Source organism: Streptomyces sp. NPDC046335, assembly GCF_055587985.1.
In genome coordinates, this window is the sequence record NZ_JBVJFF010000011.1 from 236,131 (window position 1) to 258,939 (window position 22,809).

Sequence of the window (22,809 nt, forward strand, 5' to 3'; positions counted from 1 at the left end):
GTGGAGCGCAGGACGATCGGCGCGGGGGCGCTCGAAGTGGGCGCCGTCGGACTCGGCTGCATGCCGATGAGCTGGGCTTACACCGGCTCGCGGCAGCGCGGCGACGCGTCGCTGCGCACCGTGCACGCCGCGCTGGACGCGGGCGGCGGGGCGGCGACGCTCCTCGACACCGCCGACATGTACGGGCCCTTCAAGAACGAGCTGTTGATCGGCAGGGTGCTCAGGGAGCGGCGGAGCGAGGCGTTCGTGTCGACCAAGTGCGGCCTGCTCGTGGGCGAGCAGCACATCGTCGCCAACGGCCGCCCCGGCTATGTGAAGCGGGCCTGCGACGCGTCGCTGCGGCGGCTCCAGACCGAGACCATCGACCTGTACCAACTGCACCGCGTCGACCCCGAGATCCCCATAGAGGAGACCTGGGGCGCGATGGCGGAGCTGGTCGCCGCGGGGAAGGTGCGGGCCCTGGGTCTGTGCGCCGTGGGGGCGCGCGCGGGACGGCGTACGGCGCACGGCGGCCCCCGGCCCGGGCTGCACGACGCGACGATCCGGCTCCTCGAACGGGTCCAGCAGGTCTTCCCGGTGAGCGCGGTGGAGGCCGAGCTGTCCGTGTGGTCACCGGAGGCGCTGGACGCGCTGCTGCCGTGGTGCGCGGCGCGCGGCGTCGGATTCCTGGCGGCGATGCCGCTGGGGAACGGTTTCCTCACCGGGACGCTCACGCCCGGCCAGGGCTTCGAGCCGGACGACCTGCGGGCCCGCCACCCGCGCTTCACCGCCGAGATGATGGCGGCCAACCAGCCGCTGGTGGTGGGCCTGCGCCGGGTGGCGGAGCGGCACGGGGCGACCCCGGCGCAGATCGCGCTGGCCTGGACGCTCCGGCAGGGACCGCACGTGGTGCCGATACCCGGCGCCAAGCGGGAGCGCTGGGCGGTGGAGAACGCGCGGGCGGCTTCGGTACGGCTGACGGCGGCGGACCTGGCGGAGATGGCGGCGCTGCCGCCCGCCCTGGAGTCGTGGGACTGAGGTTCCGCCTCCCGCCGGCTTCTGTTGCCGCGCCGTGGGAACTCGCGGGGGCGCGAGCGGTGTATGAACAGGAGAAGCGCCGCGTCGAAGGGAACCTCATCGTGCAACGACCTGCTGTTACCGCCGTGTTGGCCGCCGCTGCCGCCCTCGCCCTCACCGCCGGCTGCTCGTCCGGCGACGGCGACGGGCCCGGCGAGCGGAAGAGTCCGCCGAAATCCGAGAGGTCCAGCGGGTCCACGACCGGGAAGCCGGGCGCCGACGCCCCGCCGGAGAAGGGATCGGCGAAGGTCACCCGCACCCTGACCACCGGTCTGAAGTCACCGTGGGGCCTCGCCGCGCTGCCCGGGGGCGACCTGCTCGTGTCCTCGCGCGACGAGGGCACGATCACCCGCGTCGACGCCGAGACGGGCAAGAAGACGCGGATCGGTTCGGTGCCCGGCGTCTCCCCCGGCGGCGAGGGCGGCCTGCTCGGCCTCGCGCTCTCCCCTTCGTACGCCTCCGACCACATGGTCTACGCGTACTTCACCACGGAGTCCGACAACCGCATCGTCCGCATGCAGTACGACGAGAAGAAGCCCACCGGCCGGCAGCTCGGCGCGCCGGACACGATCCTCAAGGGCATCCCCAAGGGCTCGAACCACGACGGCGGCAGGATCGCCTTCGGTCCGGACAAGATGCTGTACGCGGGCGCGGGCGAGACGGGTGACACGGATCTGGCCCAGGACAAGAAGTCCCTGGGCGGCAAGATCCTGCGCGTCACGCCGGAGGGCGAGCCCGCTCCCGGCAATCCGTTCGACGGCTCGGAGGTCTACTCCCTCGGCCACCGCAATGTGCAGGGCCTCGCCTGGGACGAGCAGAAGCGGCTGTGGGCTTCGGAGTTCGGCCAGGACACCTGGGACGAGCTGAACGAGATCAAGGCCGGCGGCAACTACGGCTGGCCCGAGGCCGAGGGCAAGGAGGGCGGGGAGGGCTTCCGCGACCCGGTCGCCCAGTGGAAGACCTCCGAGGCCTCACCGAGCGGCGTGGCCTACGCCGAGGGCTCGGTCTGGATGGCGGGGCTGCGCGGCGAGCGGCTGTGGCGCATCCCGGTCCGCGGCGTGGACGGCCGGGCGGAGCCGCAGTCCTTCCTGGAGGGCGAGTACGGACGGCTGCGCACGGTGCTCGCGGCGGGCGGCGACAAGGTGTGGGTGGTCACGAACGAGACGGACACCAGGGGCACGCCGGAGAAGGGCGACGACAAGATCCTCGAGGTGCGCGTGAAGTAGCTTCAGGCGCCGGGGCTCTCGTCGGCCTCGTCCTCGCGGGGCGCGGGGACGGGCGGGCGCACGACCACCTTGCCCGAGGTCAGGTCTATCGGGCCGCGGCCGGGATCGCCGTCGGCGAGGTCGACGCGGGTCATCTCCAGACGCTTCTGCTCGTCGTCGGTGTGCTTGCGCCCGGGAGCGAACAGGGCCTCGATCGCGTTGAACACTGCGCCTCCTCGGAGTGGAGATCCTGCCGTCAAGCGTAGGCGACCGGGCCGGAAACCGGCCGGAGCCGTGTCGTCGCAGGTCAGCCGCCGACCTCGGCGCGGTCACCGCCCGGCGGGAAGAGGCGCAGGCGGTGGGCGAGCGCGGCGGCCTCGCCGCGTCCTGTGACGGAGAGCTTGGCGAGGATGTTGGAGACGTGGACGCTCGCCGTCTTCGGGGAGATGAAGAGCTCCCCGGCGATCTGGCGGTTGCTGCGGCCCACCGCGACCAGGCGCAGGACGTCCCGCTCCCGGCTGGTCAGGCCGAGCGCCTCGGCCGGGTCGGCGGGGGCGGCCGGGGGCCGCGCGGGCTCGGCGGGGTCCAGGGTGAGGCGGGCCCGCAGGGCGAGCCCGGTGATCGCGTCGGTCAGCGGCCCGGCGCCGAGCCGCTCGGCCACCTCACGGGCCTGGCGGAGCAGCCGGGCCGCGGCGTCGCGGTCGGTGTGTTCCGGGGCGAGCAGGGCCTCGGCGAGGCGGAGGCGGACCCGGGCGAGGTCGTAGGGGCGGTCGAGCGGCTCGACGGCGGCGACCACGGCGGCCCAGTCGGCGGGGGTGTCGCGGTCCTCGGAGCGCAGGAGTTCGGCGCGGGTCCACTCGTCGTAGGCGCGCCAGAGCGGGATGGGGGTGGCGAGGGACTTGGTGACCTCGCGGATGCGGGCGACGGCGTCGGGGCGGCCTGGCTCGGCGGCGGGCAGGCCGCGGGCGTCGGCCTCCATCGCGGCGGCCGCGAGGAGCAGCGGCCAGCCGTACTTGTAGGTGCCGAAGGGCAGTCCGGCGGCGAGGCCGCGCTCGACCTCGGCGCGGCCGTCCAGTACGCGGCCCTCGGCGGCGGCGATGCCGAGGGCGATGGCGGCCAGCGGCAGGGTGTACTGCGGCTGGGGGTCGTGGGTGCCGTAGTGGTGGTGGGCGCTCTGGAGGTACCGGGTGGCCGCGGCGTGATCACCGCGGTAGAGCGCCATGCGCGCGGAGCACTGGGCGGCCGAGCCGCGGGGCTTGGCGCTCTGCGCGCAGCGGTGGGTGTGGGCGACGGCTTCGGCCGCCTCGTCCCAGCGGCCGAGGGAGAGCAGGGACTCGGCGGCGTTGCCCCAGACCCAGCCCTCGGTGTCCATCAGGCCGTACTTCCGGCAGAACGCGATGCCCTCCATCGCGACCTTGACGGACTCGGCGGAGCGGCCGACGCCCTCCAGGGCCGAGGGGAGGTTGATGTGGGCGCGGCTGAGGTCGGTGACCAGGCCCTGTTCGACGACGCGGTCCCTGACCTCGTACATCTCGGCGAGGCCGGTCACGGGGTCGCCGGCCTCGATGAGGAGGTTGCCGCGGGTGAGGCGGGCGTTCAGCTCGATGGTGTCGGCCTTGACCATGCGGGCGTACTCGACGGCCCGTTCGGCGGCGGCCATGGTGTCGGGTCCCGGGGCGTGCAGCATGCCCCAGGAGGCGCGGTGGACCAGGACGTCGGCGTGCACCTCGGAGGGCGGCAGGCCGCGCATCAGCTCCTGGGCCTTCGCGATCTCGTCCCAGCCGTCGCCGCGGCCGAGGGTGGAGACGAGGCGGGAGCGCGCGACCCAGAACCAGGCCTCCCTGAGGGGATCGTTCTCGTCGGCGAGGAGCCGCAGGGCGCGCTTGGTGATCTTCAGGGCGCGGTCGCGTTCGCCGCTGAGCCGTCCTGCGACGGTGGCCTCGGCCATCAGGTCCAGATAGCGCAGGGGCTCGGCGGGGTCGGATCCGCAGGCGGGGTAGCTCTCCACGTAGTCGGCGGGGCGGAGTTCCTCGCGTACGTCCTCGGGGGCGTCGTCCCACAGCTCCATGGCCCGCTCCAGCAGGCGGAGCTGTTCGGCGTAGGCGTGGCGCCTGCGGGCCTCGACGGAGGCGCGCAGGACGGCGGGCAGGGCCTTGGCGGCGTCGTGCGCGTGGTACCAGTAGGTGGCGAGCCGGGCGGCGCGCTGGTCGGCGGCGACGAGCGTGGGGTCGGCCTCCAGGGCTTCGGCGAGGCGGCGGTTGACGCGCGAGCGCTCGCCGGGCAGCAGGTCGTCGCTGACGGCCTCGCGGACCAGGGAGTGCCGGAAGCGGTAGCCGTCGCCGTCGGGCGAGGCGTGCAGGATGTTGGCGCCGACCGCGGCCCGCAGCGCCTCGATCAGGTCGTCCTCGCAGAGCCCCACCACCTCGGCGAGCAGCGGGTATTCGACGGTGGAGCCGCCTTCGGCGACGATGCGCGCGACGCGCTGGGTGTCCTCGGGCAGTTCCTCGACGCGTACGAGGAGCAGATCACGCAGCGAGTCGGTCAGGCCCGCGCAACTGCCGCCGTGCGCGGCGACGGCGAGTTCCTCGACGAAGAAGGCGTTGCCGTCGGAGCGGTCGAACACGTCGTCGACCAGGGAGGGTTCGGGCTCGGCCGCGAGGATGCCGGCCATCTGACGGGCGACCTCGTCCTTGCTGAAGCGGCCGAGTTCGATGCGGCGCACGGTCCGCAGCCGGTCCAGTTCGGCGAGGAGGGGGCGCAGCGGGTGGCGGCGGTGGATGTCGTCGGCGCGGTAGGTGGCGAGGAGGACGAGGCGGCCGCCGCGCAGGGTGCGGAAGAGGTAGGAGAGAAGGTGCCGGGTGGAGGTGTCGGCCCAGTGCAGGTCCTCCAGGGCGATGACGACCGTGCGCTCGCGCGAGAGCCGTTCCAGGAGGCGGGCGGTGAGCTCGAAAAGGCGGGCCATGCCCTGCTCGTCGGAGCGGCTGCCGGGGCCGTGGCCGTGCGGGGCGGGGGCGGCCAGTTCGGGCAGGAGCCGGGCGAGCTCCTCCTCCTGGCCCTCGGCGGCCGCGGCCAGTTCCTCGGGGAGGCGGCGGCGCAGGGCGCGCAGGGCGGTGGAGAACGGGGCGAACGGCAGGCCGTCGGCGCCGATCTCGACGCAGCCGCCGAGCGCGACGACGGCGCCCCGCTTCTCGGCCGCCTCGGTGAACTCCTCCACCAGGCGGGTCTTGCCGACGCCCGCCTCCCCGCCGAGCAGCAACGCCTGGGGCTCGCCCGTGCCCGGGTCCCCGGCTCCTGTCGGCGGGGTGCCCGTGGCGCGGGCGAGTGCTTCGTTCAGTACGGCCAGTTCATCGGCGCGGCCGACGAACACCGGGCTCACGGACCTGGTCTCCACAGCGGCGAGCATCGCACAGTGTCCGGCCGGCCCGGCACCGGATGCCCGGGACGCGGTCGGCGGCGCAGCCGTCCCTGCCCCGCCTCTCATCTCATGCGGCCCGCGCGAAGCGGGTCTTCCGGGCGGGCGCGCTCACCCGCCCCCCGGCTTCGTCGCGTGCCGAGCGGCGGGCGGCGGCGCGCATCCGGCGGACCTCGCGGACCAGGCGACCGCGGTCGGCCTCCCGGACCAGCTCGGCGGCGCGCATCCGGTGCATCTCGTACTCGAACATCTCGTACCCCTGGGGTTCCGGTGGTGTCGTCGCTCTCTGCGACGACTCCACTCTCGTCTCCCAGGGGGGTCCCTCACATCGGGCGAGTGCCGCATCTGTGCGGGGCCGGGGGCCTTACGTACGACGAGGGGCGGGGCGGGGGCCTTAGCCCCTGCCCCGCCCCTGCCTTATGCGTGGTCGTCGCCGCTAGGAGGGTGCCGAGGGCAGCCCGAGCAGCAGGTCGGAGTACTTGGCGATGGCCAGGAGCAGCCCGATCACGCCGAGCGCGACGCCCGCCCACGACACCGACTTGATCCAGGGCGCCTGCTCCTTGCCGGGGGCGCCGAACGCGGGCCTGACCAGCACGACGAAACCGATGACCAGCGCCGCGAGCGCGAAGATGCCGGCGATCAGCGCGGTGATCTTCCAGGAGTCCCCGTACAGGGCCTGGATCTGGTTGGCGACGCTCGCGGACTGGGCGGTCTCGAGCTGCCCGACGATGTTCGAGCGCGCGCCCGCGACGGTGCCGAGCCAGCCGCCGGACAGGCCGACGACGCCGAGCGCGACGGAGACGACGGCCGCGGCGCCCTGGCCGACGCCCGCGGAACCTGCGGGCTTGGCCGCCGCCTCGGACACCACGTCGGACTCGTCGTCGTCCGCGTCCTCGTCGCTCTCGGCGTCGGGCGCAGCGTCGGCCGGCTCAGCGGTCTTGGTGACGTCGACCGCGGCCGCATCCTTCTTCGGTTCCGACGTCTCGGATCCGGTCACTTCCTCGTTCTCGGCGGCGTCCTCGGCCCCGGTGGCATCCTTCGCCCCGGCCGCGTCCTCTGTCTTGGTAGCCATGCGACGCACCGTACGGACGCAGTCTGAGAACCTCCTTAACGAAGTGCTCGCCACTCCGGCGCCAGCACGGACCACACCTCCATGTCGTGGCGGATCCCCTGCCAGGGGAAGCTCTCCCGCAGCACACCGTCCTTGGTGAACCCCAGGCGCGCGGCGGCGGCCTTGCTGCGCTCGTTGCGCGAGGAGACCAGCCACTCGATCCGGTGCATGCCGCGCTGGTCGACGGCCCAGTCGATGAGTTCGCGCGACGCCCTGTTGACCAGGCCGCGCCCGGCCGCCGACGGCTCCAGCCAGACGCCGATCTCACAGCCGTCGACACTGGTGTCGAAGATCCGGAACAGGACGCCGCCGACCAGGGTGCCGTCCAGCCAGATGCCGTACAGGCGCCCGGTGTCGGACGCCTGCTTGTCGGCGTACGTCTGGAGCACGCCCCGCGCCGATTCGAGGTCCTTGGCCAGGACGGTCAGCGGCACGTACGGCCCCGCGTACTCCCGCGCCCGTTCGACGTGCTCCAGGAACTCCTCGGCCTGCCACGGTTCGAGCGGCCTCAGTTCGGCGTTCTCACCCAGCGATATTGCGAACATCCCGGTCTTCCACCCCGCTTGTGTCGTCGGCTGCGTCCCCCTGTCCGGGGATCTTGCCACGCGCGTCGCGTGTGTTCGAACGACATTCGGGCGGCTCGATGCTGATGCGCGGCAGCAGGCGGTCCAGGCCCCGCGGCAGCCACCAGTTGGCGCCGCCGAGCAGATGCATCAGCGCGGGTACGAGGAGCGTGCGCAGGACGAAGGCGTCGAGCGCCACGGCCGCCGCGAGGGCGATGCCGAACATCGCGATGACGCGGTCGCCGCTGAGCACGAAGGCGAGGAACACGGAGATCATGATGACGGCGGCGGAGTTGATCACCCGGCTGGTCTCGGCGAGGCCCACCCGCACGGCGCGCCGGTTGTCGCCGGTCTCCAGCCACTCCTCGTACATCCGGCTGACCAGGAAGACCTGGTAGTCCATGGAGAGGCCGAAGAGGACGGACACCATGATCACGGGCAGGAAGGGCTCGATCGGCCCTGCCCTGCCGAGGCCGAGCAGCTCGCTCCCCCAGCCCCACTGGAAGACCGCGACGACGACGCCGAAGGCGGAGGCGACCGCCGCGACGTTCATCACGGCGGCCTTGAGCGGGATGCCGATCGAGCGGAAGGCGAGCAGGAGCAGCAGGCAGCCGAGGCCGATGACGACGCCCACGAAGAGCGGCAGCTTCTTGACGATGACCTCGGCGAAATCGTCGTAGCTCGCGGTCACGCCGCCGACCCGCACGTCGAGCGAGCTGCCCGCCTCGGCCTTCGGCAGGACGTCGTCGCGCAGCCGATCGACGAGCGCGCTGGTCGCCTGCGACTGGGGGGCGGAGTCGGGGACGACGGTGAGGAAGGCCGTGCGGCCGTGTCCGTCGTACGTCACCGGGCTCACGGAGTCGACACCCTCGGTCGTCCGCAGCACCGTGCCGAGGTCGTCGATGGCGATGCGGTCACCGGCGCCGTAGACCTCGCTGACCAGCGTCAGGGGGCCGTTGACGCCCGGCCCGAAGCCGTCGGCGAGGACGTCGTAGGCCTGCCGGGTGGTCGCCTTCTCGGGGTTGTTGCCCTGGTCGGAGGTGCCCAGGTGCAGGGTGAGGGTGGGCAGCGCGAGCACGGCCATGACGAGGACGGCGAGGGCGCCGAGCAGCTTCGGCCTGCGCTCCACGAAGGCGGCCCAGCGGGCGGCGAGCCCGGTCGGCAGCTCCGGCCGGGGCCCGTGCTCGGCGAGGCGGCGCCGCTCCCCGCGGCTGAGGGAGCGCGGGCCGATGAAGGACAGCAGCGCGGGCAGCAGCGTCACGGCGGCGGCGACCGTGAGGACGACGGTCAGCGAGGCGGCTATCGCGACGCCGTTGAGGAAGCCGAGCCGCAGGATGAGCATGCCGAGCAGGGCGATGCAGACGGTGGCGCCCGCGAAGACGACGGCGCGCCCGGTGGTGGCGACGGCACGCTCGGCGGCGACGGCCACGGGCAGGCCGCGTCTGAGGCCCTTGCGGTGCCGGGTGACGATGAACAGGGCGTAGTCGATCCCGACGCCGAGGCCGATCAGGGTGCCCAGCATCGGCGCGAAGTCCGCGACGGTCATGAGGTGGCCGAGCAGCACGATCCCCGCGTACGCCGTGCCGACGGAGACCAGGGCGGTGGCTATCGGCAGTGCGGCGGCGGCGAGCGAGCCGAAGGCGAGGAAGAGCACGACGGCGGCGACGGCCACCCCGACGATCTCGGCGACCTGGGCGCTCTTGGACTCGGTGAGCCCGATGGCGGTGCCGCCGAGCTCGACCTGGAGGGCGGAGGATTCGGCGGCCTTGGCGGTGTCGACGACCCGCCGGGCGTCGGCCTCGGCGATGTCGTCGGCCTGCTCGCGGAAGGTGACGGTGGCGTAGGCGGTACGGCCGTCCTCGCTGATCCGCCCGGCCCCCTTGTCACCGTAGGGACCGGTCACCGAGGCCACGGCGGGCAGTGCGGCGATGTCGTCGAGGGTGTCGGACATGGTCTGTTCGACGTCGGCCGCGCGTACGGAGGTGCCGGGTCCGGTGCGCCAGACGACGGTGTCGCTGTCACCGCCGAGCCCGTGGAACCCCTTGTCCAGGAGCTGCGTCGCGCGGCCGGACTCGGTGCCGGGGACCTCGTAGTCGTTCGAGTACGCGCTCCCCGCGACGGCGGCGGCCGCCGCGGTGCCGCCGAGGGCGAGCAGCCAGAGCAGGACGACGAGAAGGCGGTGCCTGACGCACCACCGGGCGAGTGCTGCCACGGACCGGCTCCCTGGATGTTTCGTGGATCTTTACCGGGAACAGCGGTGGACAGCTGGACACAGCCCGCAAAGAACACATGAGCGGCGACATGCTCGCCTCGGCCACTTTGGCAGCCTTTGATGATCCTTGGTCCGTTTCGTGGCCTGACTCACAAGAGCACAAAGGGTGCGCGGCGGCCTCACGGCCAACTCCGCGCACCCGCGCCGGGTGTCAGCCCGAGACGCTCGCGCGTCCGTTCTCGATGTGGCCCATGAGCCGGCGGCGGAACGCGGTGTCGGAGTCGGCGGTGACCTCCACGTCGTACCAGCCGTGCTCGTCGTCGGTCCGCCAGGCGATGGTGCGGCTGCTGCCGGACCTGACGCGGACGGTCCGCGTCCGGGACCTGACGTCGTCCTCGTCCACGTATCCGAGCGGCCTGACCGTGAAGACGAGTTCCCCGCGGCCCCGGTTGGCCAGCGTCAGATGGATCTCGCGGCGGGTGATCGCGGAGGTGAGCCGTGCGCCGCCCTCCTCGCCGCCCGTGAACTCGCGCCGGAAGCCGTTCGGTCCGGTGACGGTGAAGTCGTAACGGCCGCCGGTCACCGGCACGGTCCAGGAGCCCTTGCGCACGACGTCCTGGTGCTGGGGGGCCGTGAACTCGCCCGCGTAGGGGTAGAGCGCGAAGTGCGCGCTGGAGCGGCCGCCGTTGCGCAGCCGCACGGCGAGCTCGCCGTTCTCGCCCGGCCGCGCGTCCGCGTCGGGCTGGTACGGCAGCGGGCGGGCGCGGCGGGTGCCGGGCTCCTGGACGGGCATGGCCTGCACCTGCGGCGGCTTCGGGGCCCACCGGCCGCTGAACGCCGGGATGGGCCCCGGCTGCTCGATGCCGGGCGCGCGGTGGGCGTGCCGGAAGTCGAAGGTGCCGGTGAGGTCGCCGGTGACCTTGCGGCGCCAGGCGCCGATGTTGGGCTCCTTGACGCCGGTCCACTTCTCCAGGAAGCGCACGACGGAGGTGTGGTCGAAGACCTCGGAGCTGACGTAGCCGCCGACGGTCCACGGCGAGACGACGAGCATCGGCACGCGTACGCCGAGCCCGGTCGGCCTGCCGTTCCAGCGCTCGGCCCGCTCCGCCTCGGAGTCGCCGCCGGGGACGGGCGGCGGGACGTGGTCGAAGAAGCCGTCGTTCTCGTCGTAGTTGATGAAGACGGCGGTACGGCGCCACACCTCGGGGTTCTTGGCGAGCGCGTCGAGGACCTTGTAGACGATGGTCGCGCTGTGGACCGGCGAGGAGACGCTGGGGTGCTCGGAGTCGAGCGCGGAGGGCACCAGGTACGTCACCTTCGCGAGCCTGCCGTCGGCGACGTCCTCGGCGAACTTCGTCGCGAGCGTGCCGGTGGGCACGCGCCGCAGCCCGCGCTCGAAGAGGGACCGCTCGCGCTTGTCGAGGGTGCGGACACCGTCCTCCAGGTCGGCCAGCAGTCGCGCGCGCTTGGTCTCGTCCTTGGCGTCGCGCACCTTGGCGTAGAAGGCCTCCATGTAGGTGAGCCCGGTCTTGGCGAGCACCTTGCGGGCGATGGCCTTGAAGGTGGTGAAGAACTCGATCTGGTTGTCGGTGAAGTTCTCCCACTCCGTGTACGTCCGCCAGCTCACGCCGGCCTTCTCCAGGCGTTCGGCGTACGTGCCCCAGCCGTAGCCCGGGTGGGTGCCCTCGGCGTAGGCGTCGTTGCCGACGGCCCGCCCGCCGTTCGCCTCGTAGCCGGTCTTGCCGCTCCACAGGTGGTTGCGGTTGGGGCTGGTGGAGGAGTGGATGGAGGAGTGGTAGGCGTCGCAGACGGTGAAGGTGTCGGCGAGTTCGTAGTGCAGCGGGATGTCCTCGCGCGTGTAGTGCGCCATGGTGGCCGCCGTCTTGGCGGTGATCCAGCCGTCCATCCAGCCGTCGTGCCAGGCCTTGGCGCCGCCGTTCCAGGAGTGGTCCAGGTCGCCGATGTACTGGAGGTCCTTCTTCTGCGTCTCGGCGGCCTGCCGGACGGAGAACGGCAGGACCGAGCGGGGCCCGTCGGGCTGCTCGAAGACGGACTTCCCGCCGGGCAGCCGGATGGCGTTGCGGTCGCCGAAGCCTCGTACGCCGCGCAGGGAACCGAAGTAGTGGTCGAAGGAGCGGTTCTCCTGCATGAGGATCACGACGTGCTCGATCGAGTCGAGACCGCCGTGGCCCTTCGGCGGCCCCTGCGCGAGCGCCTGCTGCAGCGAGGGCGGCAGGAAAGATCCGACGGCGGCGGCGCCGAACGCGCCTCCGCCGATCGCCATCAGACGTCTGCGCGATATCTCCGGAGTCACGTATGACCTCCCTGTGGTCCTGGCCGACAGTCAATGGTTCTCTGCTGATCCATTTGATCTGTACGGCGGGGACGCTAGTGACGTCCGGTTTCGATGTGAAGTCCGTGGACCGAAGTCGAAGTGAACGTCCAAAAGGTGTCGCACGTGCAGGCGTTGGCGGGTACGCGAAGGGGCGGCGCGCCCTGTACGGGTGCGCCGCCCCTGTGGCGTACGGCAGGCCGGCCGGTCAGCCCTCGCTGACGCCCAGCTTGTCGAGGATCAGCTCCTTGACGCGGGCCGCGTCGGCCTGGCCGCGGGTGGCCTTCATGACCGCGCCGACCAGGGCGCCCGCGGCGGCGACCTTGCCGCCGCGGATCTTGTCCGCGACGCCCGGGTTGCCTGCGATGGCCTCGTCGACGGCGGCCGTGAGCGCGCCCTCGTCCGAGACGACCTTCAGGCCGCGCTTCTCGACGACCTCGTCCGGCGTGCCCTCGCCCTTCAGGACGCCCTCGATGACCTGGCGGGCCAGCTTGTCGTTCAGGTCACCCTTGGCGACGAGCGCGGTGACCCGGGCGACGTGCTCCGGGGTGATCGGGAGCGAACCGAGCTCCACGCCCTGCTCGTTGGCGTGCCTGGCCAGCTCGCCCATCCACCACTTGCGGGCCGACGCGGCGTCCGCGCCCGCGTTGACGGTGGCGACGATCGGGCCGATGGCGTCGGCGTTGAGGATCGACTGCATGTCGTGCTCGGAGACGCCCCACTCCTCGCGGAGCCGGTTGCGGCGCACCCGCGGCAGCTCCGGGAGGCCTGCGCGCAGCTCCTCGACCCACTCGCGGGACGGGGCGACGGGCACCAGGTCCGGCTCGGGGAAGTAGCGGTAGTCCTCGGCGTTGTCCTTGATGCGGCCGGACGTCGTGGAGCCGTCTTCCTCGTGGAAGTGCCGGGTCTCCTGGACGATCGTGCCGCCGCCGTTCAGGACGGCGGCGTGCCGCTGGATCTCGAAGCGCGCCGCGCGCTCCACGGAACGGAGCGAGTTGACGTTCTTCGTCTCCGAGCGCGTGCCGAACTCCTCGCGCCCGTGCGGCCGCAGCGACAGGTTCACGTCGCAGCGCATCTGGCCCTTGTCCATCCGCGCGTCGGAGACGCCGAGCGCCTTGATGAGCTCGCGCAGCTCGGCGACGTACGCCTTGGCGACCTCGGGGGCGCGCTCGCCGGCGCCCTCGATCGGCTTGGTGACGATCTCGATCAGCGGGATGCCGGCGCGGTTGTAGTCAAGGAGCGAGTGCGAGGCGCCGTGGATGCGGCCCGTCGCGCCGCCCACGTGCGTGGACTTGCCGGTGTCCTCCTCCATGTGGGCGCGCTCGATCTCCACGCGGAAGACCTCGCCGTCCTCCAGCTGGACGTCCAGATAGCCGTTGAAGGCGATCGGCTCGTCGTACTGCGAGGTCTGGAAGTTCTTCGGCATGTCCGGATAGAAGTAGTTCTTCCGGGCGAAGCGGCACCACTCGGCGATCTCGCAGTGCAGCGCGAGACCGATCTTGATGGCGGACTCGACGCCGATCTCGTTCACGACCGGCAGCGCGCCGGGCAGGCCGAGGCAGGTCGGGCAGGTCTGGCTGTTCGCCTCCTGCTTGAGCGTCGTCGAGCAGCCGCAGAACATCTTGGTCCTGGTGCCGAGCTCGACGTGGACCTCGAGGCCCATGACGGGGTCGTACGTCGCGAGGGCTTCCTCGTACGACACCAGGTCAGTAGTGACAGTCACGGTGAAACTTTCCCTCTCAGCCCAGCAGGACGTCGTCGTCGCCGAGACGCTTCAGCTCGCGCAGGAGCAGCGCGACGCCGGTGACGATGGCGGCAGCGGAGACAGCGGCGTCCACGAGACGGAGCGTGTCGTGGTCGTAGCGGGCCTTCTTGGCCTGCTTCAGCACGGAGACCGCGCCGAACGCGGTGGTGCCGATCGACAGGTACGTACCGGTCCGGGACTTCTTGAAGCCCTTGGCCTTGTTCAGTGCGCTCACAGCGACGGTGCCTCCTCCAGCAGCGGGTGCCCCCACTTTTCCACGAAGGCGGCCTCGACGGCGGCTCCGACCTTGTAAAGACGGTCGTCCTTCATGGCGGGGGCGATGATCTGCAGTCCGACGGGCAGGCCGTCCTCGGGCGCGAGGCCGCAGGGCAGCGACATGGCGGCGTTGCCCGCCAGGTTGGTCGGGATGGTGCACAGGTCGGCCAGGTACATGGCCATCGGGTCGTCGGCGCGCTCACCGATCGGGAAGGCGGTGGTCGGCGTCGTCGGGGAGACGATCACGTCGACCTGCTCGAAGGCCTTCTCGAAGTCCTGCGTGATGAGGGTGCGGACCTTCTGGGCGCTGCCGTAGTACGCGTCGTAGTAACCGGAGCTGAGCGCATACGTGCCGAGCATGACGCGGCGCTTGACCTCGTCCCCGAAGCCGGCCTCGCGGGTGAGCGCGGTGACGTCCTCGGCGGACTTCGTGCCGTCGTCGCCGACGCGCAGGCCGTAGCGCATGGCGTCGAACCGGGCGAGGTTCGAGGAGCACTCGGAGGGCGCGATCAGGTAGTACGCGGACAGGCCGAGGTCGAAGGACGGGCAGTCCAGCTCGACGACGGTCGCGCCGAGCGACGTGAGCAGCTCCACGGACTCGTTGAAGCGCTGGACGACACCGGCCTGGTAGCCCTCGCCGGAGAACTGCTTCACGACGCCGACGCGCATGCCCTCGACGCTGCCGTTGCGCGCGGCCTCGACGACCGCAGGGACCGGGGCGTCGATGGACGTCGAGTCGAGCTCGTCGTGGCCGGCGATGGCCTCGTGCAGCAGGGCCGCGTCCAGGACGGTGCGGGCGCAGGGCCCGCCCTGGTCCAGGGAGGACGAGAAGGCCACCATGCCGTAGCGCGAGACGCCGCCGTAGGTGGGCTTGACGCCGACCGTGCCGGTGACGGCGGCGGGCTGGCGGATGGAGCCGCCGGTGTCCGTGCCGAGGGTGAGGGGGGCCTCGTAGGCGGCGAGGGCGGCGGCGGAGCCGCCACCGGAGCCGCCGGGGATGCGGGTGAGGTCCCAGGGGTTGCCGGTGGGGCCGTACGCGCTGTTCTCGGTGGAGGACCCCATGGCGAACTCGTCCATGTTGGTCTTGCCGAGGATGACGACGTCGGCGGCCTTCAGGCGCTTGGTGACGGTCGCGTCGTACGGCGGGATCCAGCCCTCGAGGATCTTGGAACCGACCGTGGTCGGGATGCCCTCGGTGGTGAAGATGTCCTTGAGCGCGACGGGGACGCCGGCCAGCGGGCCGAGCTTCTCGCCCTTGGCGCGCTTGGCGTCGACGGCGCGGGCCTGCGCGAGAGCGCCCTCGCGGTCGACGTGCAGGAAGGCGTGCACCTTCTCGTCGACGGCGTCGATGCGGGCCAGGTGGGCCTCGGTGACCTCGACGGCCGTGAGCTCGCCGGAAGCGATCTTCGCGGCGATCTCGGCGGCGGTGAACTTGATGATGTCCGTCATGTTCTTAGTCCTCCCCCAGGATCTGCGGCACCTTGAAACGCCGCTGCTCCTGGGCCGGGGCGCCAGAGAGCGCCTGCTCGGGGGTGAGCGACGGACGGACCTCGTCCGCGCGCATGACGTTCGTCAGCGGCAGCGGGTGCGAGGTCGGCGGTACGTCTTGGTCGGCGACCTCGGCGACGCGGGCGACCGCGCCGATGATGTCGTCGAGCTGTCCGGCGAAGTGGTCGAGCTCCTCGGCCTTCAGCTCCAGACGTGCAAGGCGGGCGAGGTGGGCGACCTCCTCGCGCGTGATGCCAGGCATGCGGCGATCCTCAGGGGTGAGTGTGCGGGTTGTGACCCCAATCCTATGGGGCGGGGTGGCGTGGCCGTTAAACGGTTTCCCTGGCGGAGGCCCGCGACCGTGAGCGCGCCGGGGCCCGGCGGGGGCTAGCGGGGGCGCTCGGCGGGGGCGGAGGGCTGGCCTGGCGGGGGTAGGCGTACGTGCCCGGCGGGGGCTAGCGGGGGCGAGCGGGTCGCTTGGCGGGGGTGGGCGGGGCGCCCGGCGGGGGATTCGCGGGCCGGGGGCGCCTGGCCGGCGGGGCGGCGAGTGCTGGCGTGCCTGCCCCCGGCTGGCTTCGTCGCTGGGGCCGGGGCGTGGCTGGCCGGCGGGGGCTGGGGATGCCTGGCTGGCAGGGGCTGGGCGTTCCTGGCCGACGGGGGCTTCGCAGGGGTCGGCGGGGCGGTCGGCGGAGGGGGCGAGCGGCGGTGGGCCTGGTCCGGGGCGTTCGGGGGCGGGGTGCGTCCGGGTTTTCGGCGGGCTCGTACGGCTTGGCGGTGGGAGTCGTCTCGGTGGGCTCGCCCGGCTTGGCGGTCGGCGGTGTCGCTGGGGCCGGGCGGGGGTTCAGTTCACCACGTGGTCCGAGGACTGCTCGGCCTCGGAGCCTTCGGCCGAGGCCAGCGCCGCTGCCTCCGCCGCCACGTCCACGGGCCGGCGCCAGCCCCGTGAGCCCCGCGCCCGCAGCCACGCGGTCGTCTCCTCCGGGGGCATCGCGGCGGCGACCAGCCACCCCTGCACCGCGTCGCAGCCGAGGTCACGCAGCCGCTCCCACGTCTCGTCGTCCTCGACGCCCTCGGCGACCACGAGCAGCCCGAGGGAGTGCGCGAGGTCCACCGTGCAGCGGACGATCTCCGCGTCCTCGTTGTCCACGGCCAGCCGGGCCACGAAGGACCGGTCGATCTTCAGCTCGCTCACGGGCAGCCGCCGCAGATGCACCAGCGAGGAGTACCCCGTACCGAAGTCGTCCAGGGACATCTTCACGCCGTGCCCGGTGAGCCCGGCCAGCGTGTCCGCGGCGCGCTGCGGGTCCTCCAGGAGCACGTGCTCCGTGATCTCCAGTTGCAGCGCCCCCGCGGGGACCCCGTGCCGGGCGAGGCGTGCCGCGACGGCTCCGGCGAAGCCGGGGGTGTGCACGTCACGCGGCGAGACATTGACCGCGACGGGGACCTTGAGACCCATCGCCTGCCACTTCGCGACCTGGCCGAGGGCCGTCTCCAGGACGTACTCCGTCAGGTGCGGCATCAGCCCGGAGGACTCGGCGATGGCTATGAACTCGTCCGGCGGCACCTTGCCCCGCTCCGGGTGCACCCAGCGCACCAGCGCCTCCAGGCCCGCCACCTTGCCGTCGAAGCGGACCTTCGGCTGATAGTGCAGTTCCACGTCACCCGCGTCGAGGGCCCGCCGCAGGTCACCGAGGAGGCCCAGGCGGTCGGGGGTGTTGGAGTCCCGCTTCGACTCGTACACCTCGACGCCCGTGCGGTCCCGCTTCGCCTGGTACATCGCCACGTCCGCCCGCCGCAGCAGCCCCTCCGCGTCCACCGCGTGGTCCGGGAAGACGGCGAGGCCCGCGCTGGCCTCCAGGACGAGGGTGAGGCCGTCGAGGTCCAGCGGCGAGCCCAGCGCGGCGACCAGTTGCCGCGCCACGCGCGTGGCGGACGTCGTGGAGTCGGCGATGGGCAGCAGTACGGCGAACTCGTCGCCGCCGAGCCGGGCCGCCTCGGCGCCACGCGGCAGCGCGAGCCGCAGCCGGTCCGCTATCTGCAACAGCAGCCGGTCCCCCGCCAGGTGGCCGAGGGTGTCGTTCACCGAACGGAAGCGGTCCATGTCGATCAGCATCAGGGCCGAACGCGCCCCGATCCGCTCGGCGTCGTCCAGGGCCGTCCAGGTCCGCTCCAGGAGCCACTGCCGGTTGGGCAGGCCTGTCAGCGGGTCGCGGAGCTGCTCCTCGGCCCGGGCGCGGGCGATCCACAGGGTGGAGTCGAGGGCGACGAGCGGGATCGCGAAGAGGGGCAGCAGTATCGGCAGGGAGATGGCCACCACGCATATCAGCGGGGCGATGCCGAGCAGCGCGATGCCGAGAAGTCCCTGCCGGACCAGGGCCGTTCGGGTGACGGTCGGCAGCGCGCCGGTGCTGGGCGCGTGCACGTACCAGAGCAGGACTCGGGTGACCACGAGGTAGGCCACGGCGACCAGGGCCACTTCGGGTGCGGTGTACAGGTCCCAGGTCTCGGGCCGCCAGGGCGAGTCTGACGTCGGTGCCGTGCCGAAGGCGGCCATGGTGAGCGCGCCCGTGCCGATGCCGATGATGTCGACCGCGCCGTGCAGGATGCCCTGGCGCCAGCGGTGTCTGCGCGCGACGCCGACCAGGACGACGACGGTGAGGCTGACCATGCCGGCGGGCATCCAGCCGTACAGCAGGAGCACGGCGACGGTGAGCGCGCCTCCGGAGCCCGTGCCGCCCCACCAGCGGTCCCTGCCGAGGGCGACGAGATGGCCGACGATGAGGCCGGTGAGGATGGCGAGCGACCAGCCCGCCGTGCCGGAGGGAAAGAGCGCGTGGCCGTCCGCCAGTGCCTGGAAGAACCCGGCGCCGAGCAGGAACGCGGCCGCCGTGACGACCAGGACGGGCAACAGCGGCCAGGGCTCGCGGGGTTCGTGCTCGCCCGGGTCGCCCGCCAGGACGGTGTTCTCGGTGCCCCGTGCGGGAGCGGAGGTCCACGCCCGCTCGCGGGGCTCGATGGCCGTGCTCAGCCTGCCCGCCGTGCTTCCCGCCACGGCTGTGCCCGGCGCGCCCGTGCCGGTGGTCGGTGATGTGCGGCGGCCCCGCAGCCAGGTGCTCGGCGCGCGCCACTGGCGCGCGCGCAGCCGTGAGTCCGGGGCGGCGCTTTCGGTCGGTTCCATTCCCGTCCCTCTCACAGCCGGCGGTGCCCACGCCCTGTGGACTCGGCCTGGTGTCGGCCGCGTCCGGTTCTTCCGTCCCCACGCTCCTGACGAGCGGGCGGTTGCCTCTTCACTCGTTCCGAGTAGGGGATGCCCCCTTCCAAGCTCTTTGATGAGCAGGAGATACCCCGTTCGCAGCGGGGCACGGCAGGCGCACACCTCAACAGTAGGCCGCAGAAGGCTTCCACGGGCAGCGGTCGACCACGGTTGCCCGAATGCGACCCGGCCACCCGTATGCATCTGGTATGCGCCGAACGGGTGGCCTTCAACCGCTACTCCTCGGTCGGAAGCGCGACTTCCTTCGCCGCGTCCGGTCCCTGTTCCAGCAGCACAACGAAGCCTTCCTCGTTGAGAACCGGAACCTTCACCTGCATCGCCTTGTCGTACTTGGAACCCGGGTTGTCCCCCACGACCACGAAGGACGTCTTCTTCGAAACGGAACCGGTCACCTTGGCGCCCCGCGTCTGAAGCGCCTCTTTCGCGCCATCCCGGGTGTAGTGCTCAAGCGTTCCGGTGACGACGACCGTGAGGCCCTCCAGGGGGCGGGGGCCCTCGTCCTCGCCGCTCGACTCCTCCTCCATGCGCACCCCGGCCGCCCGCCACTTGCGGAGGATGTCGCGGTGCCACTCCTCGGTGAACCACTGTTTGAGGGAGGCCGCGATGGTCGGGCCGACGCCCTCCACCCCGGCCAGCTCCTCCTCCGTGGCCTGTTCGATGCGGTCGATGGAGCGGAACTCACGGGCCAGCGCCTCGGCGGCCACCGGGCCGACGTGCCGGATCGAGAGCCCCGTGAGGACGCGGGCGAGCGGTCGCTCCTTGGCCGCCGCGATGTTCTCCAGCATGGCGAGGGTGTTCTTCTTCGCCTCGCCCTGCTGGTTGGCGAAGAAGGTGACGACCTTCTCCTCGCCGGTCTTGGGGTCGCGCTTGGGCAGCCCGGAGTCCTGGTCGAGGACGTAGGACTTGATGGGGAGCAGCTCCTCGACCTTGAGGTCGAAGATGTCGCCCTCGTCGAGGATCGGCGGTTCGGCGGGCTCCAGGGGTCTGGTCAGCGCGGCCGCGGCGACGTACCCGAAGTTCTCGATGTCGAGGGACTTGCGTCCCGCGAGGTAGAAGAGGCGCTCGCGCAACTGGGCCGGGCACGACTGGGCGTTGGGGCAGCGGAGGTCGATGTCACCCTCCTTCATGGGCCGCAGCGCCGTCCCGCACTCGGGACACTCGGCGGGCATCTCGAACTCCCGCTCGGTGCCGTCCCGCAGGTCCACGACGGGGCCGAGGATCTCCGGGATGACGTCGCCGGCCTTGCGGATGACGACCGTGTCGCCGATGAAGACGCCCTTCTTCTTCACCACTTCCTGGTTGTGCAGGGTGGCGAACTCGACCTCGGAGCCCGCCACGGTGACCGGCTCGACCTGGGCGTACGGCGTGACGCGGCCGGTGCGGCCGACGCCCACGCGGATGTTGATCAGCTTGGTGTTGACCTCCTCGGGCGCGTACTTCCACGCGATGGCCCAGCGCGGGGCGCGCGAGGTGGAGCCGAGGCGGCCCTGGAGCGGGATCTCGTCGAGCTTGACGACGACACCGTCGATCTCGTGCTCCACGGAGTGACGGTGCTCCCCGAAGTACGCGATGAAGTCCCGGACGCCCTGGAGGTCGTCGACGACCTTGTTGTGCTTGGCGGTGGGCAGGCCCCACTCGCTCAGCAGGTCATAGGCGTGGCTGAGGCAGTCGATGTCGAAGCCCTCACGGGCGCCGATGCCGTGCACGACCATGTGCAGCGGGCGCGTGGCGGTGACGCGCGGGTCCTTCTGGCGCAGGGAACCCGCCGCCGCGTTGCGGGGGTTGGCGAAGGGCTTGTCGCCCGCCTCGACCAGGCGGGCGTTGAGCTCCTCGAACTTCTCCATCGGGAAGAAGACCTCGCCGCGGATCTCCACGAGGTCCGGGACGCGGTCGCCCTTGAGGCGCTCGGGGATGTCCGTGATCGTGCGGACGTTCGGCGTGATGTCCTCGCCGGTGCGGCCGTCGCCGCGGGTGGCGGCGCGGGTCAGCCTGCCGTGCTCGTACGTCAGGTTGACCGCGAGGCCGTCGACCTTCAGCTCGCACAGGAAGTGATACCCCGGCGCGCCCACGTCCTTGGCGACGCGGTCCGCCCAGGCGGCGAGCTCCTCGTCGTCGAAGGCGTTGTCCAGCGAGAGCATGCGCTCGCGGTGCTCGACCGCCGTGAACTCCGTCTCGTACGCACCCGCGACCTTCTGGGTGGGCGAGTCCGGCGTACGGAGCTCCGGGTGCTCCTCCTCCAGGGCCTCCAGGGAGCGCAGCAGCTTGTCGAACTCCGCGTCGCTGACGACCGGTTGGTCCTTCACGTAGTACCGGAAGCGGTGCTCCTCGATCTGTTCGGCCAGCTGGGCATGCTGATCCCGTGCCTCGGCGGGCACAGAGCCTTGCTGTTCGACAGCCACCGTTTCGTCCTCCCGTTACGTCATACCCAATTACTCAGGGTTGTCTGCGAGCGATCTCGCCGCCCGGACGCAGTGGGCGAGCGCCTCGCGTGCGTACGCGGGAGAAGCCCCCGCGAGTCCGCACGACGGGGTGACGGCGACCGACTCCGCGAGCGATCCCGGATTCAGCCCCAGCCTGCGCCACAGCGTCCTGACACCCATGACGCTACCGGCAGGGTCTGACAATCGGCCGTCCACGCCCGGCACGACACCGGCGAGGAACCGCGTGCCGGCCTCGACCGCCTCGCCGATCGCCTCGTCGTCACGCTCGGTGAGCAGCGAGAAGTCGCAGGAGATCGCGGCGGCCCCGGCGCGGCGCAGGAGCGCGAACGGGACGTCGGGCGCGCAGGAGTGGACGACCGTGGCCCCCTCGCCCTGGACGGCGAGGACGTCGCGCAGGGTGCTCTCCACGGCCTGCCGGTCCACGGCCCGGTGGGTGCGGTACTCGCTGGCCGTCTTGACCTGTCCGCGCAGCACCGGCATGAGCGAGGGCTCGTCGAGCTGGAGCACCACCTGGGCGCCCGGCACCCTGCGGCGTACGTCGGCGAGGTGCTCGCGCAGGCCTTCGGCGAGCGATCCGGCGAGGTCGCGGCAGGCGCCGGGGTCGGAGAGCGCGGCCTGGCCGTTCCTGAGCTCAAGGGCCGCGGCGAGCGTCCACGGGCCAACGGCCTGGATCTTCAGCGGGCCCTCGTACCCCTGGGTGAACTCCTCCAGGGCGTCGAGGTCCTCGCCGAGCCAGGCCCTGGCGCGCCGGGTGTCCCGCCCTGGCCGGTCGCCGATCCGCCAGCCGCTGGGCTCCACGCGCGCGTACAGGTCGACGAGCATGCCCGCGGTACGGCCGATCATGTCGGCGCCAGGGCCGCGCGCGGGCAGTTCGGCGAGGAACGGGATGCCCTGCTCGGGCCCCTCGAAGCTGCCGGTGACGGTTCTCGCGGCCTCGCGGGCGTCGCCGCCCGGCATGGATCCGACGCCGGTCGCCGGGCCCCAGTCGAACGCGTTCATCGTCCCGGCCGCACCGTCAGGTCGTTGACCTCCGCGTCGCGCGGCAGGTCCAGGGCCATGACGATCGCCGTGGCGACCGACTCGGGGTCGATCCAGCGGGAGGCGTCGTACTCCTTGCCCTCCTGCTGGTGGACCTTGACCTGCATGGCGCTCGCGGTGCGGCCCGGGTAGACCGAGGTGACCCGGACGCCGTTGCCGTGCTCCTCCTGGCGCAGGGAGTCGGCGAGGGCCTTCAGGCCGTGCTTGGAGGCCGCGTAGGCCGACCACTCGGGGCCGGCGCTGAGGCCCGCGCCCGAGTTGACGAAGACGACGTGCCCCTGCGCGAGACGCAGTTGGGGAAGGAAGTGCCGGGTCAGCTCGGCGGGGGCGATGAGGTTGACGTTGAGCTGGTGGCGCCAGGTCTTGGGGGTGAGCTCGCCGACCGGGCCGAGGTCGACGACGCCCGCGATGTGCAGCAGGGAGTCCACCTGCTCGGGCAGCGACTGGTGCCCGAAGGCCCAGGAGAGCTTGTCGGGGTCGGAGAGGTCGCCGACGAGCGTGCTCGCGCCGGGGAACTCGGCGGCGAGCTCCTTGGCGCGGCCCGCGTCCCGCGCGTGCAGGACGAGGTCGTCGCCGCGTGTGTGCAGACGGCGGGCGACGGCCGCGCCGATGCCGGAGCCCGCCCCGGTGATCACATGTGTTGCCATACCCGCCATG

17 protein-coding genes are annotated in these 22,809 nt (G+C 72.2%); 2 read left to right on the forward strand and 15 right to left on the reverse strand.

Annotated features, from left to right (window positions below; genetic code table 11):
- Positions 1–1,017: an aldo/keto reductase gene (locus ACZ6JY_RS27130; RefSeq protein ID WP_469199767.1), complete on the forward strand. Its 1,017-nt coding sequence runs from the start codon at positions 1–3 to the stop codon at positions 1,015–1,017.
- Positions 1,018–1,118: 101 nt separating this feature from the next.
- A complete protein-coding gene (locus ACZ6JY_RS27135) occupies positions 1,119–2,282 on the forward strand; it encodes a PQQ-dependent sugar dehydrogenase (protein WP_469199769.1) in 1,164 nt (387 codons plus the stop codon).
- Between the two features lie 2 nt (positions 2,283–2,284).
- On the opposite strand, the gene ACZ6JY_RS27140 is transcribed toward ACZ6JY_RS27135, so the two are convergent.
- The 15 genes from ACZ6JY_RS27140 to ACZ6JY_RS27210 all read right to left on the reverse strand — a co-directional run bounded on the left by ACZ6JY_RS27140 (position 2,285) and on the right by ACZ6JY_RS27210 (position 22,808).
- A complete protein-coding gene (locus ACZ6JY_RS27140; protein WP_469199771.1) occupies positions 2,285–2,488 on the reverse strand; it encodes a DUF6191 domain-containing protein in 204 nt (67 codons plus the stop codon).
- Between the two features lie 80 nt (positions 2,489–2,568).
- Positions 2,569–5,664 (reverse strand): helix-turn-helix transcriptional regulator, encoded by a 3,096-nt coding sequence (locus ACZ6JY_RS27145; RefSeq protein ID WP_469199773.1) that lies wholly within the window; start codon positions 5,662–5,664, stop codon positions 2,569–2,571.
- A gap of 79 nt (positions 5,665–5,743) precedes the next feature.
- On the reverse strand, positions 5,744–5,974 hold the full coding sequence (locus ACZ6JY_RS27150) for a hypothetical protein (RefSeq protein WP_469199775.1): 231 nt from the start codon (positions 5,972–5,974) through the stop codon (positions 5,744–5,746).
- A 135-nt stretch (positions 5,975–6,109) separates the two neighbouring features.
- On the reverse strand, positions 6,110–6,745 hold the full coding sequence (locus ACZ6JY_RS27155; RefSeq protein ID WP_469199777.1) for a hypothetical protein: 636 nt from the start codon (positions 6,743–6,745) through the stop codon (positions 6,110–6,112).
- 35 nt (positions 6,746–6,780) lie between these two features.
- Positions 6,781–7,329 (reverse strand): GNAT family N-acetyltransferase, encoded by a 549-nt coding sequence (locus ACZ6JY_RS27160; RefSeq protein ID WP_469199779.1) that lies wholly within the window; start codon positions 7,327–7,329, stop codon positions 6,781–6,783.
- The gene (locus ACZ6JY_RS27165) at positions 7,307–9,559 is read right to left on the reverse strand and encodes an MMPL family transporter (protein WP_469199781.1); all 2,253 of its coding nucleotides are present in this window, start codon (positions 9,557–9,559) and stop codon (positions 7,307–7,309) included. The genes ACZ6JY_RS27160 and ACZ6JY_RS27165 overlap by 23 nt, the downstream gene beginning before the upstream one ends.
- 211 nt (positions 9,560–9,770) lie before the next feature.
- Positions 9,771–11,873 carry a phosphocholine-specific phospholipase C gene (locus tag ACZ6JY_RS27170; RefSeq protein WP_469199783.1) on the reverse strand — a complete coding sequence of 701 codons (2,103 nt, stop codon included), beginning with the start codon at positions 11,871–11,873 and terminating at the stop codon, positions 9,771–9,773.
- Between the two features lie 226 nt (positions 11,874–12,099).
- A complete protein-coding gene (gene gatB, locus ACZ6JY_RS27175) occupies positions 12,100–13,614 on the reverse strand; it encodes an Asp-tRNA(Asn)/Glu-tRNA(Gln) amidotransferase subunit GatB (protein WP_469199785.1) in 1,515 nt (504 codons plus the stop codon).
- Positions 13,615–13,630: 16 nt separating this feature from the next.
- Entirely contained in the window at positions 13,631–13,870 is a 240-nt protein-coding gene (locus tag ACZ6JY_RS27180; protein WP_447040155.1) for a hypothetical protein, read from the reverse strand.
- Positions 13,867–15,360, reverse strand: a complete 1,494-nt coding sequence (gene gatA, locus ACZ6JY_RS27185) for an Asp-tRNA(Asn)/Glu-tRNA(Gln) amidotransferase subunit GatA (RefSeq protein WP_469199787.1) — start codon at positions 15,358–15,360, stop codon at positions 13,867–13,869. The genes ACZ6JY_RS27180 and gatA overlap by 4 nt, the downstream gene beginning before the upstream one ends.
- Before the next feature lie 4 nt (positions 15,361–15,364).
- The gene (gatC, locus tag ACZ6JY_RS27190) at positions 15,365–15,661 is read right to left on the reverse strand and encodes an Asp-tRNA(Asn)/Glu-tRNA(Gln) amidotransferase subunit GatC (RefSeq protein WP_447040153.1); all 297 of its coding nucleotides are present in this window, start codon (positions 15,659–15,661) and stop codon (positions 15,365–15,367) included.
- Positions 15,662–16,240: 579 nt separating this feature from the next.
- On the reverse strand, positions 16,241–18,577 hold the full coding sequence (locus ACZ6JY_RS27195) for a putative bifunctional diguanylate cyclase/phosphodiesterase (RefSeq protein WP_469199789.1): 2,337 nt from the start codon (positions 18,575–18,577) through the stop codon (positions 16,241–16,243).
- A 311-nt stretch (positions 18,578–18,888) separates the two neighbouring features.
- On the reverse strand, positions 18,889–21,072 hold the full coding sequence (gene ligA / locus ACZ6JY_RS27200; protein ID WP_469199791.1) for an NAD-dependent DNA ligase LigA: 2,184 nt from the start codon (positions 21,070–21,072) through the stop codon (positions 18,889–18,891).
- Between the two features lie 30 nt (positions 21,073–21,102).
- A complete protein-coding gene (locus ACZ6JY_RS27205; RefSeq protein ID WP_469199793.1) occupies positions 21,103–22,113 on the reverse strand; it encodes a methionine synthase in 1,011 nt (336 codons plus the stop codon).
- Positions 22,110–22,808 carry an SDR family oxidoreductase gene (locus ACZ6JY_RS27210; protein WP_469199795.1) on the reverse strand — a complete coding sequence of 233 codons (699 nt, stop codon included), beginning with the start codon at positions 22,806–22,808 and terminating at the stop codon, positions 22,110–22,112. The genes ACZ6JY_RS27205 and ACZ6JY_RS27210 overlap by 4 nt, the downstream gene beginning before the upstream one ends.
- Position 22,809 lies beyond the last annotated feature (1 nt).

Excerpts from the sequence above, each read along its gene's own strand:
- ACZ6JY_RS27195 (WP_469199789.1), bottom strand. The coding sequence starts at position 18,577 with ATGGAACCGACCGAAAGCGCCGCCCCGGACTCACGGCTGCGCGCGCGC.
- ACZ6JY_RS27145 (WP_469199773.1), bottom strand. The coding sequence starts at position 5,664 with ATGCTCGCCGCTGTGGAGACCAGGTCCGTGAGCCCGGTGTTCGTCGGC.
- ACZ6JY_RS27205 (WP_469199793.1), bottom strand. The coding sequence starts at position 22,113 with ATGAACGCGTTCGACTGGGGCCCGGCGACCGGCGTCGGATCCATGCCG.
- ACZ6JY_RS27210 (WP_469199795.1), bottom strand. The coding sequence starts at position 22,808 with ATGGCGGGTATGGCAACACATGTGATCACCGGGGCGGGCTCCGGCATC.
- ACZ6JY_RS27155 (WP_469199777.1), bottom strand. The coding sequence starts at position 6,745 with ATGGCTACCAAGACAGAGGACGCGGCCGGGGCGAAGGATGCCACCGGG.
- gatC (WP_447040153.1), bottom strand. The coding sequence starts at position 15,661 with ATGCCTGGCATCACGCGCGAGGAGGTCGCCCACCTCGCCCGCCTTGCA.
- ACZ6JY_RS27160 (WP_469199779.1), bottom strand. The coding sequence starts at position 7,329 with ATGTTCGCAATATCGCTGGGTGAGAACGCCGAACTGAGGCCGCTCGAA.
- gatA (WP_469199787.1), bottom strand. The coding sequence starts at position 15,360 with ATGACGGACATCATCAAGTTCACCGCCGCCGAGATCGCCGCGAAGATC.